General features: G+C 56.3%; 23 protein-coding genes and 1 pseudogene. 14 read left to right on the top strand and 10 right to left on the bottom strand.

Features of this window, described 5'->3' with window-relative positions; all coding sequences use genetic code 11:
• The first annotated feature begins 11 nt into the window (after window positions 1–11).
• Window positions 12–260 carry a hypothetical protein gene (locus ATI02_RS31945; protein ID WP_107647043.1) on the top strand — a complete coding sequence of 83 codons (249 nt, stop codon included), beginning with the start codon at window positions 12–14 and terminating at the stop codon, window positions 258–260.
• On the opposite strand, the gene ATI02_RS07465 is transcribed toward ATI02_RS31945, so the two are convergent.
• Window positions 248–1,645, bottom strand: coding sequence for a purine-cytosine permease family protein (locus ATI02_RS07465; RefSeq protein ID WP_238156227.1), 1,398 nt, complete (start codon window positions 1,643–1,645; stop codon window positions 248–250). The two genes, ATI02_RS31945 and ATI02_RS07465, sit on opposite strands and share 13 nt — an antisense overlap.
• A gap of 333 nt (window positions 1,646–1,978) precedes the next feature.
• Between ATI02_RS07465 and ATI02_RS07460 the strand changes: the two genes are divergently transcribed.
• Together ATI02_RS07460 and ATI02_RS07455 are read left to right on the top strand one after the other, a co-directional pair.
• The gene (locus ATI02_RS07460) at window positions 1,979–2,464 is read left to right on the top strand and encodes a flavin reductase family protein (protein WP_003225754.1); all 486 of its coding nucleotides are present in this window, start codon (window positions 1,979–1,981) and stop codon (window positions 2,462–2,464) included.
• A gap of 153 nt (window positions 2,465–2,617) precedes the next feature.
• Window positions 2,618–3,661 carry an LLM class flavin-dependent oxidoreductase gene (locus ATI02_RS07455; protein ID WP_100845894.1) on the top strand — a complete coding sequence of 348 codons (1,044 nt, stop codon included), beginning with the start codon at window positions 2,618–2,620 and terminating at the stop codon, window positions 3,659–3,661.
• Window positions 3,662–3,933: 272 nt separating this feature from the next.
• Here the strand turns inward: ATI02_RS07455 and ATI02_RS07445 are convergent, their stop codons facing one another.
• The 5 genes from ATI02_RS07445 to ATI02_RS07425 form a co-directional block, all read right to left on the bottom strand.
• Entirely contained in the window at window positions 3,934–4,260 is a 327-nt protein-coding gene (locus tag ATI02_RS07445) for a hypothetical protein (protein ID WP_146166101.1), read from the bottom strand.
• Window positions 4,261–4,452: 192 nt separating this feature from the next.
• A complete protein-coding gene (locus ATI02_RS07440) occupies window positions 4,453–4,863 on the bottom strand; it encodes a hypothetical protein (RefSeq protein WP_107647042.1) in 411 nt (136 codons plus the stop codon).
• Between the two features lie 75 nt (window positions 4,864–4,938).
• Window positions 4,939–5,367: a hypothetical protein gene (locus ATI02_RS07435; RefSeq protein WP_244196546.1), complete on the bottom strand. Its 429-nt coding sequence runs from the start codon at window positions 5,365–5,367 to the stop codon at window positions 4,939–4,941.
• Window positions 5,368–5,906: 539 nt separating this feature from the next.
• Window positions 5,907–6,215, bottom strand: a complete 309-nt coding sequence (locus ATI02_RS07430; protein WP_100845891.1) for a hypothetical protein — start codon at window positions 6,213–6,215, stop codon at window positions 5,907–5,909.
• A 4-nt stretch (window positions 6,216–6,219) separates the two neighbouring features.
• Window positions 6,220–6,915, bottom strand: a complete 696-nt coding sequence (locus ATI02_RS07425) for a hypothetical protein (RefSeq protein WP_146166100.1) — start codon at window positions 6,913–6,915, stop codon at window positions 6,220–6,222.
• A 379-nt stretch (window positions 6,916–7,294) separates the two neighbouring features.
• Here ATI02_RS07425 and ATI02_RS07420 point away from each other — a divergent pair.
• The 6 genes and pseudogenes from ATI02_RS07420 to ATI02_RS07400 all read left to right on the top strand — a co-directional run.
• Window positions 7,295–7,601, top strand: a pseudogene (locus ATI02_RS07420) (transposase); the annotation flags it as partial.
• Between the two features lie 73 nt (window positions 7,602–7,674).
• The gene (locus tag ATI02_RS07415) at window positions 7,675–9,300 is read left to right on the top strand and encodes a methyl-accepting chemotaxis protein (RefSeq protein ID WP_100845889.1); all 1,626 of its coding nucleotides are present in this window, start codon (window positions 7,675–7,677) and stop codon (window positions 9,298–9,300) included.
• Between the two features lie 249 nt (window positions 9,301–9,549).
• The gene (locus tag ATI02_RS07410; RefSeq protein ID WP_100845888.1) at window positions 9,550–10,527 is read left to right on the top strand and encodes an IS5 family transposase; all 978 of its coding nucleotides are present in this window, start codon (window positions 9,550–9,552) and stop codon (window positions 10,525–10,527) included.
• Window positions 10,528–10,705: 178 nt separating this feature from the next.
• Window positions 10,706–11,953, top strand: coding sequence for an IS256 family transposase (locus tag ATI02_RS07405; protein ID WP_095191982.1), 1,248 nt, complete (start codon window positions 10,706–10,708; stop codon window positions 11,951–11,953).
• A gap of 378 nt (window positions 11,954–12,331) precedes the next feature.
• Window positions 12,332–12,925 (top strand): hypothetical protein, encoded by a 594-nt coding sequence (locus ATI02_RS31940; protein WP_146166099.1) that lies wholly within the window; start codon window positions 12,332–12,334, stop codon window positions 12,923–12,925.
• Between the two features lie 43 nt (window positions 12,926–12,968).
• Entirely contained in the window at window positions 12,969–13,592 is a 624-nt protein-coding gene (locus tag ATI02_RS07400; RefSeq protein ID WP_100845887.1) for a glutathione S-transferase family protein, read from the top strand.
• 39 nt (window positions 13,593–13,631) lie between these two features.
• Here the strand turns inward: ATI02_RS07400 and ptrR are convergent, their stop codons facing one another.
• Window positions 13,632–14,510: a putrescine utilization regulator PtrR gene (gene ptrR, locus ATI02_RS07395; protein ID WP_095187683.1), complete on the bottom strand. Its 879-nt coding sequence runs from the start codon at window positions 14,508–14,510 to the stop codon at window positions 13,632–13,634.
• A 105-nt stretch (window positions 14,511–14,615) separates the two neighbouring features.
• On the opposite strand from ptrR, the gene ATI02_RS07390 reads away from it, so the two are divergent.
• The 3 genes from ATI02_RS07390 to ATI02_RS07380 all read left to right on the top strand — a co-directional run bounded on the left by ATI02_RS07390 (window position 14,616) and on the right by ATI02_RS07380 (window position 17,443).
• Window positions 14,616–16,007 carry an aldehyde dehydrogenase family protein gene (locus ATI02_RS07390; RefSeq protein ID WP_100845886.1) on the top strand — a complete coding sequence of 464 codons (1,392 nt, stop codon included), beginning with the start codon at window positions 14,616–14,618 and terminating at the stop codon, window positions 16,005–16,007.
• A gap of 153 nt (window positions 16,008–16,160) precedes the next feature.
• A complete protein-coding gene (locus tag ATI02_RS07385) occupies window positions 16,161–16,757 on the top strand; it encodes a paraquat-inducible protein A (RefSeq protein ID WP_095187670.1) in 597 nt (198 codons plus the stop codon).
• On the top strand, window positions 16,754–17,443 hold the full coding sequence (locus ATI02_RS07380; RefSeq protein ID WP_100845885.1) for a paraquat-inducible protein A: 690 nt from the start codon (window positions 16,754–16,756) through the stop codon (window positions 17,441–17,443). The genes ATI02_RS07385 and ATI02_RS07380 overlap by 4 nt, the downstream gene beginning before the upstream one ends.
• Here the strand turns inward: ATI02_RS07380 and ydiJ are convergent.
• Window positions 17,376–20,402, bottom strand: coding sequence for a D-2-hydroxyglutarate dehydrogenase YdiJ (gene ydiJ / locus ATI02_RS07375; protein ID WP_100845884.1), 3,027 nt, complete (start codon window positions 20,400–20,402; stop codon window positions 17,376–17,378). The two genes, ATI02_RS07380 and ydiJ, sit on opposite strands and share 68 nt — an antisense overlap.
• Window positions 20,403–20,560: 158 nt before the next feature.
• On the opposite strand from ydiJ, the gene ATI02_RS07370 reads away from it, so the two are divergent.
• Entirely contained in the window at window positions 20,561–21,445 is an 885-nt protein-coding gene (locus ATI02_RS07370) for a LysR substrate-binding domain-containing protein (protein ID WP_100845883.1), read from the top strand.
• 128 nt (window positions 21,446–21,573) lie between these two features.
• Here ATI02_RS07370 and ATI02_RS07365 read toward each other — a convergent pair whose 3' ends face one another.
• Complete coding sequence (locus tag ATI02_RS07365) at window positions 21,574–22,179, bottom strand: DUF6338 family protein (protein ID WP_100845882.1); 606 nt, start codon at window positions 22,177–22,179, stop codon at window positions 21,574–21,576.
• A gap of 353 nt (window positions 22,180–22,532) precedes the next feature.
• Window positions 22,533–22,868 (bottom strand): hypothetical protein, encoded by a 336-nt coding sequence (locus ATI02_RS07355; protein ID WP_095187665.1) that lies wholly within the window; start codon window positions 22,866–22,868, stop codon window positions 22,533–22,535.
• A 183-nt stretch (window positions 22,869–23,051) separates the two neighbouring features.
• Between ATI02_RS07355 and ATI02_RS07350 the strand changes: the two genes are divergently transcribed.
• Entirely contained in the window at window positions 23,052–23,291 is a 240-nt protein-coding gene (locus ATI02_RS07350; RefSeq protein ID WP_095187664.1) for a hypothetical protein, read from the top strand.
• Window positions 23,292–23,397: the final 106 nt, after the last annotated feature.

Genomic DNA, 23,397 nt, shown 5'->3' with positions numbered 1-23,397 from the left:
GTTTCCCCAGAATGCGACGTGAGTTCGATGGTTTTTATGTTCTGTACACGGCAGCGGCGTTAAAGGTCGCCGAGGGCAAAAAGGTTCAGCGTTTAGTTATGGCTTCGATTCTTGCTGACAGCGTAGCGCGAGCACAGTGGGCGATTGGCCAAAAGGGGATAGATGTGGCCAATTTGAATGTCCGCCGAGATGCGGAAACAACAATGCCCGGCGATTGGCCGGGCATTGCTTGTACTGCAGACGTCGATCAATCGGTATAACCCAACCTGACCGCCCTGCTCTGCTGAGTCTGGCCACGCGTCGCCAGGCAGTAATACAACGGAACCGTCACCACCAGGCCAACCAGCCACGACAGGTCCGCACCCTCCACCAGATTGGCGTACGGCCCGACGTACAGTGAAGTGTTGGCGAACGGCAACTGCACGATGATGCCAATGAAATACGCCACGATCGCGTGCAGGTTGAAGCGCCCGTAAATCCCACCGTCAGCACGGAAGATCGAACTGATGTCGTAGCAGCCTCGCTTGATCAGGTAGAAGTCGATCAGGTTGATTGACGCCCACGGCACCAGCACCAGCAACAGCGCCAGAATCAAACCGATGAACTCGGAAATGAAATCCGCCGACGCGCCCAGCGCGACCACGCAGCAACCCGCCAGGATCACGCTCGACAGCACCACCCGCACCTTGATGCTCGGTGTCCATTGGCTGGCAAAGGTCTGGATCGAGGTGATGATCGACAGCACTGCGCCATACAGATTAAGGGCGTTGTGGCTGATGATATTGAGCAGGAACAACACCATCAGAATCGGTCCCAGCCAGCCGGTGGACTGCTTGACCGCTGCCATCGCTTCGGTACCTTCCGGCGTCGCCAGCACTGCGACAGCGCCGAAGCTGAACGACAGAATCGTGCCCAGCGTTGCACCCAGATAAGTCGCCCAAAACGGTTTGACAATGCCGATGTCCGCCGGCAGGTAACGCGAATAGTCGGACACGTACGGCGAAAAGCTGATCTGCCAGATAATCCCCAGCGACACCGTCGCCAGCCAGCCGGACAGGTTGAAGCTGCCTCGAGTCAGGAAGTCCGCCGGCAAGTCATGGGCGAAGATATAAATGAAGCCGGCCAGCAAGGCGCTGCCCATCACCCAGGTGCCGATGCGGTTCAATGTATGAATGAAGTTGTAGCCGATCACGCCAATGGCCGTGGCGGCCAGCGCACCCATCAGAATGCTCAGCGGTGCCGGCACCGACGGCGCAATGCCGACGATCGATTTACCCGCCAGCACAATGTTGGAAATGAAGAACCCGATGTAGATGATCGCCGCAAAGAACACGATCAACAGCGCACCGTAGCGCCCGAACTGGCCACGACTCTGGACCATTTGCGGAATGCCCATGCGCGGGCCTTGCGCCGATGCCAGGGCAATCACCACGCCACCGATCATGTGCCCCAGCGCAATTGCCAGCAGCCCCCAGAGCAAATCGAGATGGAACACCTGAACCACCATCGCGCCGGTGACGATGGGCAGTGGCGCAATGTTGGTGCTGAACCAAAGCGTGAAAAGGTCGCGGGCCTTCCCGTGGCGTTCCGCGAGTGGGACGTAGTCGACCGTGTGATTCTCGATCAACGGATCTTGCCGGGACATCTGGGACTTATGCATGAACTCGAGTTTGTCTGTTCTTATCGTTGTATGAAGCCAAACCGGGAGGACTCTTTGGTCGCCCCTCAGATGCGAACCATATTATGGTATTCCAAACTTTTCACAAGACTGATCCGTAATTTACGGCGCTATCTGATCCGTCATCCTCGCTGAAACACTGGCCTACCCAATAGCCAAAAAGCCCGTAAACGTTGAGTTTCCGACGAACGCGGCACGTTTATCGGTTCAGCTCAAAAGCCCTTGCAAAGATTAAATTGCGGTATACCATCAGACCAACAAACACATAAAAACAGCGTCACATCACCCGAGGACTGTCCAATGATCGATGCCGCCATCTACAAACAAGTCATGGGCTCGTTTCCGTCCGGCGTAACCGTTATCACCACCCTGGACGATGACGGTCAGATTGTCGGCCTGACCGCCAGCGCCTTCAGTTCGCTATCAATGGACCCGGCGCTGGTGCTGTTCTGCCCCAACTACAGTTCTGACTCCTATCCCGTACTGATCAAAAATAAACGCTTTGCGATTCACGTTCTGTCCGGCGGCCAGCAAAGCGAAGCCTATGCCTTCGCCCGTAAAGGCAAGGACAAGGCGCAAGGCATCGAATGGACGTTGAGCGAACTGGGCAACCCGATCCTGGCCAACGCGACGGCTATCATCGAGTGTGAGTTGTGGCGCGAATACGAAGGCGGCGACCACGCCATCATGGTCGGCGCCGTGAAGAATCTGATCGTCCCCGAGCAGCACACCGGGCCGCTGGTGTACTGCCACGGCAAGATGGGCGCCCTGCCCGTGCTGGCCTGAGCAAAACTCCAGCCCCATACAGACCCACTGTGGGAGGGGGCTTGCTCCCGAAAGCGATGTGTCAGCCACCAGAGATTTCGATTGATCCACCGCATTCGCGAGCAAGCCCGCTCCCACACGTAGCCTCAACAACAAAAGATCCGAGGAAGCGTCATGAAATTTTCCCTGTTCATCCACATGGAACGCTGGGACGAAAGCGTCAGCCACCGCCAACTGTTCGAAGACCTGACCGAACTGACCCTGATGGCCGAGGCCGGCGGTTTCAGCACCGTGTGGATCGGCGAACACCACGCCATGGAATACACCATCTCGCCAAGCCCGATGCCGCTGTTGGCCTACCTCGCGGCCAAAACCACCACCATCCACCTCGGCGCCGGCACCATCATCGCGCCGTTCTGGCACCCGTTGCGGGTCGCCGGTGAATGCGCCCTGCTTGACGTGATCAGCAACGGCCGCATGGAAGTCGGTCTGGCCCGCGGCGCCTATCAAGTCGAATTCGATCGCATGGCCGGTGGCATGCCCGCATCAAGCGGTGGCCAGGCCTTGCGGGAAATGGTCCCGGTGGTCCGCGCCCTGTGGCAAGGCGACTACGCCCACGACGGCGACATCTGGAAATTCCCCACCTCCACCAGCGTGCCGAAACCGATCCAGAAGCCGAACCCGCCGATGTGGATCGCCGCCCGCGACCCGGACTCGCACAACTTCGCCGTGGCCAACGGCTGCAACGTCATGGTCACGCCATTGATGAAAGGCGACGAAGAAGTCCTCGACCTGAAGAACAAATTCCAGACTGCGCTGGACAACAATCCGGACGTACCGCGCCCGCAATTGATGGTGCTGCGCCACACCCACGTACACACCGCCGACGATCCTGATGGCTGGAAAGTCGGCGCGAAAGCGATCTCACGTTTCTATCGCACGTTCGATGCGTGGTTTGGCAACAAGGAGACGCCGGTCAATGGCTTCCTCGCCCCGAGCCCGGAAGAGAAGTTCGCCGGGCGTCCGGAGTTTGAGCTGGAAAGCCTGCACAAGACGGCGATGATTGGTACGCCGGAAGAGATCATTCCGCGGATCAGGTACTACCAGGAGCTGGGGGTGGATGAGTTCAGTTTCTGGTGTGATAACAGCCTGCCGCATGAGGAGAAGAAGAAATCGCTGGAGCTGTTTATCAAGCACGTGGTGCCGGCGTTTCGCTAAATGCCTTACTGATTGAACACGGCACATAAAAACGCCCCGACAGTGTTCGGGGCGTTTTAGTTTTGAGTCGGCTCTTCGTCCCAGAAGTTGCCGGGAGGTGCGTATTGTCCATTTCGTAAAACAGCACACCACCCAAAACTTCGGTAGAACATTTCAAGATCAACGATCTCGTAAAGGTCTTGGCCAATTTTTCTCAATGTGATCAAGCTATTGGCATAGTGAGTATACGGACCACCCGCCCCGGCGATCAGTCTACCTGACTTCAGAAACCGTTAAATAATGTCCAACAGCTGTAAGTCCGACTTGACCTGACGGGCATCTTGATCAGACAACTGCGACATAAGAAACTCCAATCCGTGCGCATCAATAATCTTCTTTATATCCGCAGAAGCAATATCGAAAGCAACCTCGGGCTCCCTTCCTGCCGAGAGCACAAGCCCTGCAGTTTGGAGCATAAGATTTTCTACTGGATTAACAAAACTTTCCTCCATCTCATTTAACGCATAGCCCACTTCAAGTTCGCCTTCAACCCAAGAAAATCCGGCCTTTTTGTTCCGCCTGATCTTATTCCGACAGTAAACAGGATAGTAGTAAAACATCCGCTGCATGATCTCTTTATAACTTATAATATCCGGCACAACCAGCCCTCTACCCCGCACAGCCGTTAACAATAAAGCCCACTGCTACTGCCCTGAACCCGCCCAGCAAACTCAATAAAATCCACGAACACTCATAAACCATCAAGCCTATTATTTGAGTATCGTAACTTCAACGGCGCGCCATCTCTATTACTACACGCCTCTTACACCGCCCACAAGGCGCTTGTATTTTTCATAAACCGAACCACGGGAAAGCACAGCGTCATCCACGTCATATAAAATACAGGACCAAGCTTTCGCAAAACTCAAAAAAACCTCCAGGTACATTAATTTCGCATGTTCAGTATGATCCAGGTTAATCTCAATCATTATCTGCGGAGTACCCCCCAAGGCATCCTGCCACGCTTGCTGATCTTCGGCATCATAAAACTCGTCTAGTACATCTTTTGAGTGCCAGGCCAACCATATGCTCGAATCACCTTCGCCAACGCTGCCCCGAAAAGGCTTACCGGAACTCACGAACCCACCCTGGGCCAGGATGACTTCTTTAAAATCTTCTACGCTCAACTTTTCTGATGAAAGTATCATTGCCGATAACGACATAATTATAGCCCCCCTCTGCTGGCACCATACAAAAATAGCTGTTCCAGGGAAAACGGGGGACAGACCACGTTTTCACTAGATGGTCGATTTTTTTGGCCGTCCCGGGCTCCCTCGCTGCACCCGACGACCGATCATTGCCTCGACATGAACAGCAAACTTTGAACCACCAAAAACATTACTTCCATTGGTCGCGTCACGAATCTGGTCAACCAATTCTGATTTTAAGTCATTTTTTAACAGTTCGCGGTAAGCATCTGCCGGCTGCCCGCCCTGCCCGCCCTGCCCACCAAGCGCCAAATACTGAGCATGAGGGGTAACAATGTGTAATCGCTCTGATTGTGCGTTAACACGGTAAATTGACCACAGATATTCCGCCGGATGATTTACCATTTCCGTTCTGACGGGTTTCATTTTCGATATATCGATAACAGCACAACAAATATCGTTCATTCTTGCGCTGTTGCCATTATGAGGACTGACTAACATATGAATGTGATTGTTCATTAAACACCACGCATGAATATCACAATAATTTCTAGAAGCCTGCCCGACCAAAAGTTCCAAATAAAAAGGTAATCTTCCTCGGTAAAAAAACACACAAACCTATTGTTTTCTCTCTGAATCAAGTGCAGTGGCACGCTTGGTATCAAAACTCAGGGTCTACGCGGCATCGATGAATCCTTTCAATTGGTCGAACTGAAAGCTTAGCGCGCCGCAAGGCTCAAATGACGGAAAATTTTTACGTGTTATTTCAGTCAACTACATTAAACGTGGTCTTTCCCCATTTATCTCTAGAGAACGACGAGTGCTTTGATTGTGGCGGCTTGGCCTGGAATACTGGCTAGGTGCATAGAGTTCGGAGGCAGCCAAGACTGGGAGAGCTTGCAGTGGATTTGTGGGGATCCCTCAGGGACAGACCATGTTTTCGAAATACCTTCTAAACGTGGTCTGTCCCAATCCATTCTTACCGGCGTTCAGGTAAACCATCCAGTCATTTACACGATGAAAGCGGACGATCTGGCGACCGCCCGCTTTCATGACTCTCAATACTCAAAGTCGGTGGAGACTTTGAGATCACTGTCGAATTTCATAACAAAACAGCGCCATCTGCCTCCCGCATGCGCATACATCACTTCATTCAACCTGGAAACCAGTTCCGAAGCTTTGGACTCACAATCGTCGGACAGGAATACCGAATGCCGAACACCTTCTTTACGATAAGAAAAGCTTGATTCAACCCAGCCCTCCTCAACGTCAGATTCTGCTTTATAGGTAATCTCCTCACAAGACTCCGGCGCTTCTGCATAAATCAATGAAGCCAGATCATTCAAAATTTCCAGTTGTTCTTTCATAACGCTATCCACCTTTCTTGTTCTGGAAGCGCCTTGTTTTCGCTTCACCATCAATTGTGTACTTTACAACCATCGAGTCAGGCCTTGCAGAGCCTGCGTCAGAACGTTGAAATTGTACGCTGACTGGCCCAATTGCCTTACCGCCCTTCAGCGAGACTCGCAACTCATTATCAAAGCGTTTGTAAGACGAATTTTTGAAATTACTGTCCTGCGGGTTGTATCTGTCACACGTACCTCCTAGCGAGCAGGCCTGGATATGCCCACCCACGTCAGTCGGCAGCCCTTCTTTACCGACAGCTGTCTGTCGCGAATCTCGCGGGACTTTGACCAACACAGGCTGGAAAGTAATGTTGTCGACAAAACCAGAGCCATTCGTGCTGAAGCTGGTGCCATTGGAAAGCTCATATTGAGCGTTCGGGCGAGGATTATTCAGTTCGTCAAATTCCGGCGAACCTTTGACTGCCTTGGTCGGATCGACCGATATCGTTTTAGTCTCCGAACCACCCAACGTATTCTTCACGCCATTTTTGATCATCAACATGCTGCCGGCGGCCGCGCTCGCCAGCATCGAAATCCAGCCAGCCTTTTCGGGCGAAACACCTTGAGCCTGAAGGGCAAGTTTTGCCTGCGCCTGCTGCAAAATCGACGACTCTGTCAGGTTTTGCAGAATATAGGCTTGCAGATCAGCTTTGATGCTCAACGAAATACGCGAGTCCAGCTGCCTGCCCTGCCCTCCAAGCGCCAAGTACTGAGCATGAGGAGTGAAAACGGGGACAGACCACGGTTTCGGAGTGCTTTCTAAACGTGCTCCGTCCCCACTTCTTCTTACGCTCACGTTTTTATCTTCGTCAATTGCCTCGCGCCGAAACGGGCGCAAAATCGGGACAGACCAAGTGCCTCAGAATACTTTATAAACGTGGTCTGTCCCGTTTTCATCAGTTCCTTAAGGACACTCTGAAGAAGACTTCCTGATTTTGGCAAAACACAGACTCCACCCGCCGAGTTTTCCGATGAAGCAAATGACTTTCGCCGATGCCGAGTACGCCGGCAAACGCAAGCGGACCCTTAAAGAGTAGTTCCTGATCGAGATGGAGCGGGCGGTGCCGTGGAAGAGTTTGATTGCTTTGATCGAGCGGTACTTCCCGAAGGGTGATGGTGGTCGTCCGGCCTATCCGCTGATGGCGATGCTACGTGTCCATCTGATACAAAACTGGTTCGGCTACAGCGACCCAACGATGGAAGAGGCACTGTACGAGACTACTATCTGCACCAGTTTGCTGGGCTGAGCTTGGAGCGCGTCCCTACGAAACCACCATCCTCAACTTCCGTCGCCTGCTGGAAAAGCACGAGCTGGCGGCAGAGATTCTGGGCGTGATCAATGGCTATAGTTCTATGACTTTCAGTCGATAGCGTGGAATGACAGCTACGAATTACCGATAGTTTTTATAAGAGAGTAAAAATGAACGTCAGGACAATGAACCTCGCTCCAAGGGCTGCGGTATTTTTCTCACTCATTATCCTGGTGGTTTTTGCACTGGGCATTGTCGCTGTGCTGCAAATGGGCAAGCTCCGAGAGTCCGAACAAGATGTAGAAAGAAACTGGATGGCGAGTATTCGTGAGATCGGTAAGATGAAGGCGGGTACCTTGCGGCTGCGTTTGGAAAGCATCCGCATTACTGTGACAACCGATGAGCAGAAACGGCAAACCCAAATCGCTGCCTTGAGCGGCTATCGAAACTCTCTCCAGAGCACCCTCACCAATTACGTTCCTTTGATCTCGGGGTCGGCGGAGCGGGAGCTGTACCAGGCGGTCGCAACCGATGCGCAGGAGTACTTCAAACTGCTGGATGGGTTGGAGCCGCTGCTGCGAAGCGGTGATAATGCCGCTGCAATCGCTTGGATCAATACCCGCATCGCCCCTATGACCAACGCCCTGCAGGAGACGATGGACAAATTCTCGGACTTCAACGACGAGGGGGCCAAGCGTGCGGGTATCAATGCCTCGTCTGTCTACGGCGGTGGCGTGACGCTGGTGATTGCCCTGCTGGCGGCTACCGTGCTGCTCACCATCGTGCTGGCCACCGTGCTGACCCGCAGCATCACTTCGCCGATCAGTGATGCTCTGGCAGTGGCTGAACGCATCGCCGGCAGTGACTTGTCCAGGAACATTGAGGCCAGTGGCCGCGATGAAGCCGGTCGCCTGTTGGCAGCACTGTCGAAGATGCAGGCGAATTTGCGGGAAACCATCGCCCACATCGCTGACTCCTCTACCCAACTGGCTTCGGCCTCGGAAGAAATGATGGCGGTGACGGAAGACGCCAGCCGCGGGCTGGTACAGCAGAACGACGAGGTCAATCAGGCGGCCACGGCGGTGACTGAAATGAGCGCCGCAGTGGACGAGGTCGCACGCAATGCCGAAGCCGCCGCGCAATCTTCCCGCGAGTCCATGGAGTTCACCCGCTCCGGTATCGAGAACGTGGCGCAGACCTTGAAAGCCATCGAAGGCCTGGCCGGCAACGTGTCCAGCACCGGTGAGCAGGTCAAGGCCTTGTCCAGCAGGGCGCAGGACATCAGCAAAGTGGTTGAAGTGATTCGGGCCATTGCCGAGCAAACCAACCTGCTGGCACTGAACGCGGCCATCGAAGCCGCGCGCGCTGGCGAACAAGGACGCGGGTTCGCGGTGGTGGCCGATGAAGTACGGGCACTGGCCCACCGAACCCAGCAGTCGACCCAGGAAATCGAGGATATGATCACGGCGATTCAGGCGGACTCGACCCAAGCGGTGAGCGCGATGAACATCAGTACGGAGATGGCCAACAACTCGATCTCAGTGGCGCAGAATGCGGATGTTTCGCTCAAGCAGATCGCTCAGGCCATTACCCAGATCAACGAGCGCAACCTGCTGATCGCCACCGCCTCTGAAGAGCAGGCCCAAGTGGCCCGTGAGGCCGACCAGAACCTGACCAGCATTCGCGAGCTGTCCATCCAGAGCTCGGCGGGCGCTAGCCAGACCGCCAGTGCATGCGGTGAGATGGCCAATCTGGCGATTGAGCTGAATCGCTTGGTTGCGCGTTTCAAGGTTTAACAGCCGCTTCAGTCTTGGCCTGCGGCCGCCCGACGTTAATCACCCTGACGTCGGTCGGGCCGCTGGCCTGTATCCGATCAATGCACAAGACCGCTGGAATCTTGAGCGGTTATTGCCCTTGCCCTGTCCGCCACTGAATGACCTCCAACACCGCACAACTCTCCCGGGCGAGCAGGTGGCCCCAGTCTGAAAAAGACTTCCATCTCTGGTGAAATACCCCTTCTCACACGAATCGAACGGTTGAGTCTGATGAAACAGATGTCCTTCACCGATGCCGAGTACGCCGGTAAACGTAAGCAGACCCGCCGCGAGCGCTTCCTGATCGAGATGGATCAGGTGGTGCCCTGGAAGGGCCTGATTGCCTTGATCGATCCACACTATCCGAAGGGCGAAGGTGGCCGTCCGGCGTATCCGTTGATGGCTATGTTGCGGGTTCATCTGCTGCAGAACTGGTTCGGCTACAGCGATCCTGCGATGGAAGAAACACTTTATGAAACGACGATTCTGCGCCAGTTCGCGGGGTTGAGTATGGATCGGATTCCCGATGAAACGACGATCCTCAACTTCCGGCGTTTGCTGGAAAAACATGAGTTGGCGGGCGGGGTTTTGCAGGTCATCAATGACTATCTGGGGGATCGTGGTTTGATGCTGCGCCAAGGCACCGTGGTCGATGCGACGATCATTCATGCACCGAGTTCGACCAAGAACAAGGACGGCAAACGCGATTCCGAAATGTATCAGACCAAGAAAGGAAACCAATATTTCTTCGGGATGAAAGCGCACATCGGCGTCGATGCCGAGTCGGGTTTAGTCCATAGCCTGGTGGGCACGGCGGCCAATGTGGCGGACGCGACGCAGGTCGATCAATTGCTGCATGGCGAGGAAACTTATGTCTGCGGCGATGCGGGTTACACCGGAGTCGACAAGCGTCCTGAACATCAGGATCGCAAGATGATCTGGTCGATTGCCGCGCGTCCGAGCAGCTATAAAAAGCACACCAAAAAGAGTTTGATCGGCCGTATGCGACGCAAGATCGAATACGCGAAAGCGCAGGTACGGGCCAAGGTTGAGCATCCGTTTCGCGTGATCAAGCGCCAATTCGGCTATACGAAAGTGCGTTTTCGTGGTTTGTCGAAAAACATCGCGCAGCAGACGACGTTGTTCGCGTTGTCGAATCTGTGGATGGTGCGAAAACGGTTGATGGGTATGGGCGAGATGCATCTGTAATGCAGGCTGATCGCCCTGAAGCAGCGCGTTTAGAGGAAAGAACCATGAATTAAGGATAGGAAAGGCCTGTTTTTCGACCGCCTCATGTTTTTTAAACCTCAAGTAGCGAGGGCATGAAAAATCGGTGGGGGTGTCAGAAATTTTGTGTTCGGGCATAACATGAGTAAGAGGTGCATGTATGCCAACCAAAAAGAAACCCCTGCGTGACCTACCAAAAATCCCCAAGGAGCTGCTCGAAGAGTTCGGTGAGGGGCTGATTACCGCAGAGGCTATTGAAGACGCTTCTGCGGCCTTCAAGAAGGCCTTGATTGAGCGAGCATTGAGTGCCGAGCTCGGTCACCACCTGGGGTATCCGCCGGGCGCGCAGCGCCCAGAGGATGAAACCAACCAGCGCAATGGCAAAACGGGCAAGACGATTTTGACGGGGGATGGCCCGCTGCGGCTGGAGATTCCCCGTGATCGGGATGGCAGTTTTGCCCCCATTCTGATCCCCAAGCATGAGCGGCGTTACACCGGTTTTGATGACAAGATCATCGCCATGTATGCCCGAGGCATGACCGTTCGAGAAATCCGCGCTTTCCTCTCTGAGCAATACGGGACGGACGTTTCCCATGACTTCATCAGCTCAGTCACGCACGAGGTGATGGAGGAAATTGGTGCGTGGCAACAGCGACCGCTTGAGCCGATGTACCCAGTCATTTTCTTCGATGCGCTGCGGGTCAAGATCCGAGAAGAAGGCCTTGTCCGCAACAAGGCGATTTACTTGGCGCTGGGTGTTTTACCCGATGGAACGCGCGATATTCTTGGTATCTGGATCGAAAACACCGAGGGTGCGAAGTTCTGGATGAAGGTCTTCAACGACCTCAAGACCCGCGGCGTAGAGGACGTGCTGATCGCCGTGACTGACGGTCTCAAAGGCATGCCAGAGGCGCTAAGCGCAGTATTTCCGGCAACAACGCTGCAAACATGCATCGTCCACTTGATCCGCAACAGCCTCGATTACGCGGCGTGGGACAAGCGCCGTGAGCTGGCCAAGGCGCTAAAACCGATCTATCAAGCCATCAACGCAGAAGCGGCTGAGGAAGCACTGGATGCCTTTGAAAATGGCCCTTGGGGTAAGCAATACCCAACGGTGGTGGCGGCCTGGAGACGAGCCTGGGATCGAGTGATTCCATTTTTTGTCTTCCCGCCTGCCATTCGAAAAGTGATCTATACGACCAACGCTATCGAAAGCATCAACGCTCAGCTACGCAAGATCATCAAGACCCGGGGCCACTTCCCGACGGATGACGCAGCGACCAAGCTGATCTGGCTTGGGCTGCGTAACATCACGGCAAACTGGGGCTCGGCGGCTCATGACTGGAAGAGTGCGATGAACCAATTTGCGATTCTGTACGGAGATCGATTTATCAGGCCGACCTGGTAAAACCCGGCCTGCCTGACGGCAGGCCATTACCGGCCCGCACACAAAAAATCTGACACTCTCAAATCGGTGGGTACTTCAGACCTTCCTTAGACGGTCGTTTATCGATTATAAATTCTCTGTAGACCTTCCTGAGGCGCAACTGTGTACTCGAAAATTCACTCTAAAAACAGCCAAAGCTCTTTACGCTCTATATGACAGTAAAGCACAATGTTTTTCGCACATCGACAACTTCCGAAATAAAGCCAACAAAGCACTGGGATCCTGCCCCTACTGCGGACTCCCGAGCAATGTCACCCTTGATCATTATTTACCGCGGAACATAGAAGCCTTCCCCGAGTTCTCTATACTAACTGAGAATCTTATTCCCGCTTGCAATAAATGCCAATCGGCAAAGGGGGAGTTCTTCAGCAAACTAAAACCTTCCCTCAGCACGAGAAAAAACTCCTTCAAAAACAAACTAACACAAAACACCAGAAAAAATTTATTTCTACCAAATTTCGAAAAATCATTAGAACACGCCCTACTTTCAAACAATATCCTCCACGCCTAATCCACCCATATCTAGACTGCTTTATTGGCGCACCGATAATAAGGGTCAAAAAGGAACCAACCACACTTGACTTTGTAACATCTGCAAGTGGAAAGCTCAGCCGTAGAGATCGTCGAAATCTAATCTTTCATATTAACAAACTTAACATTTCTGACCGAGCAAGCTCCTACGCCGAAAAATATTGGCTAGCCCTGATATCAGACTTCAAAGACCGAGCAATAACTAGTACAGCTTTAGCGAAGGCCGAATTAGACCACCAGCTGAACTCAGCATATGAAAGATCAGGAAAGTCAATTAACTCAATTGAAATATCACTTATAAGGTCAATAAGAGAAGATGAAAAATCAATCTCTCACCTTGTTGATTCATCCATGGCCCAGCCCCCAACTAAAATATTAATTTCCAAAGCTATTCGATTGTGAAGCTTTATATATTTCATGCCGCGTTTTTCTCAACGGACATACTATGTTGCGAGTATTGGGTAAAGCTTCATCGATCAACGTGCGTAAAGTGCTGTGGACGTGCGCCGAATTGCAGATTCCTTTCAAGCGTGAAGACTGGGGCTCGGGCTTTAAATCCACCGATACGCCTGAGTTCCTCGCATTGAACCCCTGCGCCATGGTACCGGTGATTCAGGACGGTGATTTCACCCTGTGGGAATCCAATTCGATCATCCGTTATCTGGTGGCGCGTTATGAAGGCACGCACCTTTACCCGACTGACGCGCGAGACCGGGCGCGGGTCGATCAGTGGATCGACTGGCAGGCATCGGAGCTGAACCGCTCGTGGTCGTATGCGTTTGTATCGCTGGTGCACAAGTCACCCGACCATCAGGATCGCGCGGCGTTGGCCAACGGTATCGAGCAGTGGTCCAAAACCATGAAAATCCTCGACCAACAGCTGGAGAAAACAGGCGCCTACATCAGCGGCGAGCAGTTTTCGCTCGCTGATATTCCTATCGGGCTGTCGGTCAATCGCTGGTTCGAAACCCCGCTGCAGCATCCGCACCTGCCGGCGGTTAACGCCTATTACGAGCGCTTGAGCCAACGGCCCGGCTATCTGCTGCACGGGCGCAACGGCACGCCGTGAGTCGCGTCATGTCCCCTTATGCCTCGCCGAAGCCTGGCGTCAATCGCCCGCACGCACGACCCCACGCGCCTCAAGCAAGCGCACAAACATGCTCAGACTGCGCGACACCGTGCCCCGCCGCCACACCAGCCAAGTGGTCAGATAGCGAAAATCCGCCGCCAATGGCCAGACACTCACCGTTGCGCTGCCGGGCATGCTCTGCAGCATTTTGCGCGGCATCAGCGCCAGCCCGGCGCCCGCGCTGACGCAGGCGAGCATGCCGTGGTAAGACTCCATCTCGAAGATTTTGCCGGGCACGGCGGCGTCGGTGCTGAACCACTTTTCAAAGTGATGCCGGTAAGAGCAATTGGAGCGGAACGCGTAAATATTCTCGCCATTCACATCCGCCGCGCGCTGGACTGCAGCGTGATTGAGCGGCGCGATGATGACCATCTCTTCTTCGAACGCCGGCACACCTTCCAGTGCCGGATGCAGCACCGGGCCGTCGACAAATGCAGCAGCAAGGCGCCCGGAAAGTACGCCGTCGATCATCGTCCCGGACGGCCCGGTGGACAGGTCCAGATCGACTTTCGGATGGAGCTGGTTGTACGCCGCGAGCAATTGGGGGATGCGCACCGCCGCCGTGCTTTCCAGTGAGCCCAAGGGAAACGCACCTTGCGGTTCTTCCCCCGCCACAGTGGCCCGGGCCTCCTGCACCAGGTCGAGAATGCGCCGTGCGTACTCGAGAAAACTCCATCCGGCCGGTGACAGACGCAAACGACTTTTCTCGCGAATGAACAGATCGACGCCCAGATCCTGCTCAAGCTGTTTGATCCGCGTGGTCAGGTTCGACGGCACGCGATGGATCTGCGCCGCAGCGGCGCTGATGCTGCCGTGCTCGGCAACGGCTTTGAAGATTTCCAGCTGCACCAGATCCACAGTCATTCTCCAATCGTGAAAGAAACAATCTTTATTATTCAGTTTCCAGAAAACAAACACCACCCTACTCTAGGCCCATTCACTGAACACGCAGGATGAAAAGCCATGAGCCAGATTTCCAGCCAGACCCACGCCATTTCGATCAACCCCGCCACCGGCGAGCAGATCGCTGCCTACGCGTTTGAATCTGCAGAAGCCCTCGACGCTGCGCTGACCCGTGCCGCGTTCGGCTTTGGCAAGTGGAAACGCAAGCCGCTGCAGGATCGCTCCCGGGCCCTCACTGCGCTGGCCGGCGCTCTGCGTGAAACCGCCGAAGAAATGGCCACCATGATCACCCTGGAAATGGGCAAGCCGATTGCCCAGGCTCGTGGTGAGATCGAAAAATGCGCCAAGCTCTGCGAGTGGTACGCCGAACACGGCCCGGCCATGCTCAACGCCGAACCGACTCAAGTCGAAGGCGGCAAGGCGCGCATCGAATACCGTCCGCTCGGCCCGATTCTGGCGGTGATGCCGTGGAACTTCCCGATCTGGCAAGTGCTGCGCGGTGCAGTCCCGGCGCTGATCGCCGGCAATACTTATGTGCTCAAGCATGCGCCGAACGTGATGGGCAGCGCCTATTTGCTGCGTGACGCGTTTACCCGCGCAGGGTTTGCAGCAGGCGTGTTTGAAGTGCTCAACGTCACTCCGGAAGGTGTTTCCAGCGCCATCGCTGACCCGCGTATCGCCGCCGTCACCTTGACCGGCAGTGTCCGCGCCGGTATGGCCATCGGCGCCCAGGCTGGTGCCGCGTTGAAGAAATGCGTGCTGGAACTCGGCGGCTCCGATCCGTTTATCGTGCTCAACGATGCCGATATCGATGAAGCCGTGCAGGCCGCCGTGATCGGGCGTTACCAGAACTCCGGCCAGGTCTGCGCGGCCGCCAAGCGTCTGATCATCGAAGAAGGCGTAGTCGAAGAGTTCACCCGCAAATTCGTCGAAGCCACACGCAAACTGAAGGTTGGCGATCCGCTGTCCGCCGACACTTACATCGGCCCGATGGCGCGTTTTGATCTGCGTGACGAACTGGATCAACAAGTGCGCGACACCCTTGAAGAAGGCGCGACCCTGCTGCTGGGTGGCGGCAAGGTTGAAGGTGCGGGCAACTACTACGAACCCACCGTGCTGGCCAACGTCACCGACCGCATGACCTCGTTCAAACAGGAACTGTTCGGTCCGGTCGCCTCGATCATCACCGCCCGCGATTGCGCGCATGCCATCGCTTTGGCCAACGACAGCGAGTTCGGCCTGACCGCAACGATGTACACCGCCAACGTGCAACTGGCCCAGCAATTGACCAGCGAACTGGAAACCGGCGGCGTGTTCATCAACGGCTATTCCGCCAGCGACCCACGCGTGACCTTCGGTGGCGTGAAGAAAAGCGGCTTCGGCCGTGAGCTGTCGCACTTCGGTGTGCGCGAGTTCTGCAACGCGCAGACTGTGTGGCTGGATCGCAAATAATCCAAGCCTTTGCACCGTCTCCTGCAGGAGCTGCCGCAGACTGCGATCTTTTGATTTTGTTTTTCAAGATCAACTGATCGCAGCCTGCGGCAGCGCCTACACAGGCATCAGCGTCTATAGTGAACGGGTTCCTGCCCTGAAGGCCCGTTGTCCATGGTCAACACCGAACACCTGATCATCTGCGAGCACTGCGATTGCGTGTACGAAAAAGTCGCGCTCGCCAAACATCAGAAGACCCTCTGCCAGCGTTGCGGCGGTGTACTGCAGCGCTTCAGCGGGTTGACGGTTGAACAGCGTCTGGCCCTGACATTCACGGCTGCGGTGCTGTGGCTGTTCGCCAACTTCTATCCGGTGATGAGCATCAGCCTCAAAGGCCTGAAAAACAGCGCAACGCTGTGGGATTCGGTGCTGGCGTTGAGTCAGGGACCAATCACCTTCATGGCGATGGTCGCGGCGATCTCGATCATCATCGCTCCGGCCTTTCAACTGGTGCTGCTGATCTGGGTGCTGAGTTACGCCCTCAGCGCCCGACGCGCGCCGGGATTCAAGGTGTGCATGCGCTGGCTGGAAACGTTGCGCCCGTGGAGCATGCTTGAGGTGTGCTTGCTGGGGGCTATGGTGGCGGTGTTCAAACTGGCCGGACTGCTCGATGTCTTGCCCGGCATTGGCCTGTTTGCGCTGGCCGTGCTGAGCCTGATGATGATCCGCATTGCCGGCCGCGATATCCGTGACCTCTGGGACATCTCATGAAGCGACCACCGACCGCCAGCGAACTCGACCTGTGCCTTTGCCACAGTTGCGGCCTGGCCTGCGACATGAGCGACGAACCGCACGAATGCCCGCGCTGCGACGCCCCGTTGCATCGGCGCAAGATCAATTCCCTGACCCGCACCTGGGCCTACTTGCTCGCGGCGCTGGTGTTCTATATCCCGGCGAACCTGCTGCCGGTAATGAACACCACCATGCTCGGCAGTGGCTCCGACAGCACGATCATGAGCGGCGTGCTCGAGTTCTGGCAGCACGGCGCCTGGGACATCGCGCTGATCATCTTCATCGCCAGTATCGCGGTGCCGGGGGTCAAGTTCGTCGCCCTGACGCTGCTGCTGATCACCGTGCAACGCGACAGCGGCTGGGCACGCCGCGAGCGGTCGAAGCTGTACCGCTTCGTCGAGCTGATCGGCTACTGGTCGATGCTCGACGTGCTGGTGGTGGCTCTGGTCGCGGCGCTGGTGAAATTCCAGGCGCTGGGCGATATCGAACCGCGCCCGGGCATCCTGTTTTTCGGCATGGTGGTGGTGTTCACCATGCTCTCGGCAATGAGCTTCGACCCGCGCCTGATCTGGGACAACGCCCCGGACGACGAACCGCTCAGCGACGCAGAACCGCCAGCAGCACCTGCAACGGATGGCGCAACGCCTGATCCGACTGGCGCTTGACCTGACTGCGGCACGAATAGCCGGTGGCCAATGCCTCGCCCTTTTCTGCGGGCGCATCGATTTGTCGGGCCCAGGATTGCTCGTAGATCACCGCCGACGTTTGGCGATTACGCGCCTCGTGGCCATAGGTGCCAGACATCCCGCAGCAACCGGTGGCCTGAGTCGCCAGTTTCAACCCCACCCGCTCGAACACTTGCTCCCATTGCCGAGTGGCAGCCGGGGCATTGGTTTTCTCGGTGCAATGCGCCAGCAACCGGAACGTCTCGGCACTGCTCTGGCGGGCCTGTTCCGGCATGACCTCGAGCAGCCATTCCTGCAGCAAAGCGACTTCCGGGCATTGCTGCATGCCGGGCACTTTCTGATATTCCTGGCGATACACCAGGGTCATCGCTGGATCCAGCCCCACCAGCGGTACGCCAATGTCCGCCAGCTCACGCAACTGCCGCGCGTTGCGCAACGCCGCACGGTTGAACGCCGACAAAAAGCCCTGCACATGCAGCGGCTTGCCGTTGGCGCTGAACGGCGCCAGATAAACCTGATAACCCAAACGTGAAATCAGTTCGAGCAGATCTGCCAGCAGCGGCGCTTCGAAATAGCGGGTAAACGCATCCTGTACCAGCACCACGCTGCGTTCGCGTTGCGCCGGAGTCAGCGCAGACAAGGTCGACACTGTCGCCGGTTGCACCTGCCAACGCCGCATCGCCGCGTGGAAATCGAAACGGCTGAGCAACGGCACATCGACCATGCCGCCGACGCGTTCGAGCATGCCGCGAACCAACGAGGCGCCCATCAAGCCGTTGTACAGCGCCGGAATCCGCGCCATGTGCGGGATGGTGTATTCCAGCGAGGCGATCAGATAGTCCCGCGCCGGACGCAGATAACGGCTGTGATACAGCTCAAGAAACCGCGAACGAAACTCCGGCACGTTGACCTTCACCGGGCATTGCCCCGCGCAGGATTTACACGCCAGGCAACCGGCCATGGCGTCGTAGACCTCATGGGAGAAGTCCGCCGCTTGTGCGCGGCTGTTGCGCCAGCGCTGCCAGAATGTGCTGAAAAATGCCGGTCGGCGAATCGCATCCGACAACACATCAACCCCCGCCTCACCTTGCAGGCGCAGCCACTCGCGGATCAACGACGCGCGGCCCTTGGGCGATTGCGCGCGTTCGCGGGTGGCTTTCCAGGACGGGCACATCGCATCGTCCGGGTCGAAGTTGTAGCAGGCGCCGTTGCCATTGCAGTGCATGGCGGCGCCGTAGCTCTGCCAGACTTTCTCGTCGATCTGCCGATCCAGCTCGCCACGCAGGGTCACCTCGTCGATTTTCAACAGCGCCGCGCCGGTATTGGCCGGGGTAGCGATCTTCCCAGGGTTGAACTGGTTGAACGGGTCAAACGCCGCTTTCAATGCTTGCAGTGCCGGATACAGTTCGCCGAAAAACGCCGGCGCATATTCCGAACGCAGGCCTTTGCCATGCTCGCCCCACAGCAGGCCGCCGTAACGTTGGGTCAACGCCGCGACGCCATCGGAGACCGGGCGCACCAGCGCCGCTTGCTGCGGATCTTTCATGTCGAGAATCGGCCGCACGTGCAGCACGCCGGCATCGACATGGCCGAACATGCCGTACTGCAAACCGTGGCTGTCGAGCAAGTCGCGCAGTTCGGCGATGTACTCGGCCAAGTGCTGCGGCGGCACGGCGGTGTCTTCGACAAACGGCTGCGGCCGCGCTTCACCGGCAACGTTGCCGAGCAGCCCGACCGCGCGTTTGCGCATGCCGTAGACCTTGTTCACCGCCGCATGACCAACGGCCAGGGTGTGGCCGAGTCGCTCGACAGTGCGGTCACTGGCCAGGTGCTCGATGAAGGCTTCGACCCTGCGCTGCAGATCTTCGGGATCATCACCGCAGAACTCGACAAGGTTGATGCCCAGCGTCGGCCGCCCGGCGCTCTCCGGGAAATACTCGGCCACGCCGTGCCAGACGATGTCCTGCATCGCCAGCAGTAACACTTTCGAATCCACGGTTTCGATCGACAGTGGCTTGAGCGCCATCAGTGCGCGGGCATCGCGCAAGGCGTCCATGAACCCTGCGTAACGAATATTGACCAGCATCGTGTGTTTGGGGATCGGCAGCACATTCAGCTTCGCCTCGACCACAAAGCCGAGCGAGCCTTCGGCGCCACACAACACGCTGTTGAGGTTGAAGCGGTTGTCGGCTTCACGCAGGTGCGCCAGGTCGTAACCGGTCAGGCAACGGTTGAGGTCGGGGAAACGCTGTTTGATCAGTTCGCCCTGCTCATCAATGATCTGCCGCGCACAACGATAGACTTCGCCGACCCGATCCTCACGGGCGCACTGTGCGGCCAGCTCGTTTTCCTCAAGCGGCAAACCGTGCAGGCGCTCGCCGCCACGCAGGATCATGTCGAGTTCGAGGACGTGGTCACGGGTCTTGCCGTAGGTGCAACTGCCCTGGCCGCTGGCATCGGTGTTGATCATGCCGCCAACGGTGGCGCGGTTGGAGGTCGACAGCTCCGGGGCGAAAAACAGCCCGGCGGATTTCAATGCGGCGTTGAGCTGATCCTTGACCACCCCGGCCTGCACCCGCACCCAGCGCTCTTCAACGTTGATTTGCAGAATGCGGTTCATGTGCCGCGACAAGTCGACGACGATGCCGTCGGTCAACGATTGGCCATTAGTGCCAGTGCCGCCACCGCGCGGGGTAATGACCACTTGCTGATAAGCCGGTTCGGCGATCAGTCGTGCAACCCGCGCCACGTCATCGGCGTCCATGGGAAACACTGCGGCCTGCGGCAAGCGCTGATAGATCGAGTTGTCGGTGGCCAGCACCACACGACTGGCGTAGTCAGCGCTGATCTCACCGCGAAATCCACTGGCCTTCAGGGCGTTGAGGAACTGCTGATAATCGGTGGTCAGAGCGGTAGCGGGCGACAGCTGGGCAATCATCGGTCAGGGTATCTCGGTCAAAATCGGGCCGTGCGGCGGTGAACAGTTGTACGCAACGAATGATTGCGTCAGGCTCCGCCATCTCATGCCGCCCATGTTCATTGCTGAAGGACAACGGGACAAGCATAAATTCGACCCGCTATTAATGACTTTTACGAATGAATCCGCGAACGCTCACCCCCTCCATGTCGTTATTGCTGGCCTTTGAAGCCGCCGCGCGCCACGAAAGTTACACCCGCGCCGCCCATGAACTGTCGCTGACACAAAGTGCGGTCAGCCGTCAGGTGCAGATTCTGGAGAAGATGCTGGGCATGCGCCTGTTCAATCGGGAGGGACGCAAAGTCGTCCTGACGGATGTCGGGCGCATGTATCAACGCGAACTCGCCGAAGCCCTCGGACAGATCCGCAGCGCGACCCTGCAAGCCATGGCGTTTTGTTCGGGAATCCACAGCTTGCGGCTGGCGACGCTGCCGACTTTCGGTTCGAAGTGGTTGTTGCCGCGACTCAAGGACTTCTACACCGCCCACCCGGGCATGACCGTACACCTGCATTCGCGCATCGAAGCCATCGACTTTGATACCAGCGAAATCGACGCGGCGATTTGTGTCGGGGGCGGTGAATGGCCGGGGCTGACGGCCCTGCCCTTGCATACCGAAGAACTGGTGGTGATCGCCAGTGCGCAGCTATCGGCCGCCGAGCGCAACAATGCCGAGCAACACATCACCGGCCAGTTGCTGCTCAACGTCAGCAGCAACGCCCAGGCCTGGGCCGAGTGGTTCACTTATCACGGCCTGCCGCACCGCAGCATGCGCATCGGCCCGAGCTTTGAAATGACCTCGCACCTGATTCAAGCCGTGCGGGCCAACATTGGTGTCGGCCTGGTGCCGCGGATTCTGGTGGAGGATGAACTGCTTAATGGCGAACTGCTGCAACTGGGTGAGCCGATCACCAGCCGTCGCAGCTACTATCTGGTGTATCCGCCGCGTAACGAAGCGTTGCCGTCACTAAAGGCGTTTCGGGATTGGTTGGTGGATACGCTCTGATACGTATCAGCGCTTTAGCGGTGGAGGCGCACTGGGCCCCTTGAAAAGTGGTTTTTCCAAAGGTTTTCCGTCGGGCCCAAAGAATAGATATTCGTATTTCTTTGGCATTAACTGCATAGCTCTGGCGGTCATGACGAACCCTCTGATGCCGGGCTGAATTCAACCCATTTAACCTTCGCGGAATCTATCAGCAAAAACTCAGCACCAAAAGGCGTCGTTTGGCCACTGGCATCGAGCCAGCGCGGATTATGGATCAGGAACTGCCCATTGGCTGACTCCGGCGGCCACTCGGCCGGACAGCCAGCGACGCGCCTTTCGTCATGCAAATGCAGGGTGATGAGCCGATCAAATTGCGCAAATGCGCAGAACCATTCACTCGGGTAGGAAGATTGTTTCGTTACGTTTCTGCGACGCAACCAGCCATGCAACCTGTCATTGGTAGCCAGACAACAGGACAGCAATCCAAGTATCAGCGAAGAAAAGAATGCCCATGACGTCTGCGCCTTTCCATCCCATATCCCTACAGAAAGCCCCTTCGCCCCCACCCACAGACAGACCACACCAATACCTGTTACTGCCCCGTGAATCACAAACGTAAATATCAACGCCTGCACAATCTGCCCAAACGTGTCAGGTTGTTTGAATGCAGTGAGCGTATAAAAAATCCAGGTAGAGACAAATCCGGGTATGAGGTACTGCAGCAACGGAATAACGTCTTTGACCAGATCATCCATGATCTGCGGCTCCTTGAAAGACCTGCCGCCCCCGTTTGAGGGCTGGCACTCAAAAGCCTAGTGCACGCTGAAAAAATGCTCGTAGCCAACTGTCACAGGTCATTACCCGAGACCAAGAACCAGAGGCCCTCGCCAAGCCAACCATTCTCGACATCGCAAGAAAGGTCGGGCGCAACGCGCCGCCGCAATTCGGCCAGCAAGTGCAAGACTGGATTCAGGATCACCGCGAGAATAAAGGCAACTTCGCGACCATCGCGCTGACCGACATTTCAGACTGACCACCCCTGAAAAAAGTCAAAAAAAAGCAGAAACCGTGAATCCGGTTTCTGCTTTTTTTGCGTCGACAACGGGGGTTACAAGCAATCGCGTACCGATTTGCGCAACGACCCGGACTTGGCCCACGGCGGCCCCTGATACAACGACACCCGGCTGCCATCCTTGTATTTTACGATGTCGAGGATCTCGTCAGCCGTAACAATGCTTGGCGCAGTAATGCGGTAACCATTGGAAATCGATGTCTGCGTGGTTTTGGCAACATCCTGCTGCCATAGCGGCAAGACACACGCGGCATAGTCTTTGGGCGCTTTGCCGCTGGTCTTGCTGACATTCGGCTCACCCGGCACCAACGAAGTCGGCAACGAGCACCCCGCCAACATGGCCAACGCCAGACCCCCGATCCATATCCGCATAATGTTTTCCTGCTAAAAAAAAGCGAATGTACCGCCTAACCGGGCACACATCCATCGTGGCATCACGCCTGCGGTCAAGACTGGACAATTTTTTACAACCCTTAAGCGCAATGACGACGAGCTACACGCGCCCGGCAAAAATTCCGACTACTCTGTTTTACCGAGAATGCTCCGGAGGTGATCATGCGGCTCAATGAATACGAACACGAACTTCAGCGCGACCTGCAAAGCGTCGCATCGGATCTGCGCTGGTCGGCAGTCGACCTCAAGCGCATCGCCGAACAACTGCGCAAGTCCGGCAACGAAGCGGACGCCCAGGCAGTGCTGAGATCCTGCGAAGTCTTGCAAAGCGATGAAGAACGGCTGCAACTGTATGCCAAGGAAGTGAAGGCACGCGCCATCAGCCGAATAAAAGTCCACTGACACTGACCAGGCCCGCCCACCCACAAGAGCCCCGGTACAAACCGGGGCTCTTTCATTGCACGCCGATTTCGCCAAAGTGCCGACAGGCACCGCTGCCCTCGCCCGC

The sequence above is a fragment of the Pseudomonas baetica genome (assembly GCF_002813455.1).
Lineage (GTDB): Bacteria > Pseudomonadota > Gammaproteobacteria > Pseudomonadales > Pseudomonadaceae > Aquipseudomonas > Aquipseudomonas baetica.
The sequence above is the reverse complement of the archived record's forward strand: the minus strand, read 5'-3'. Positions and strand labels throughout refer to the sequence as shown.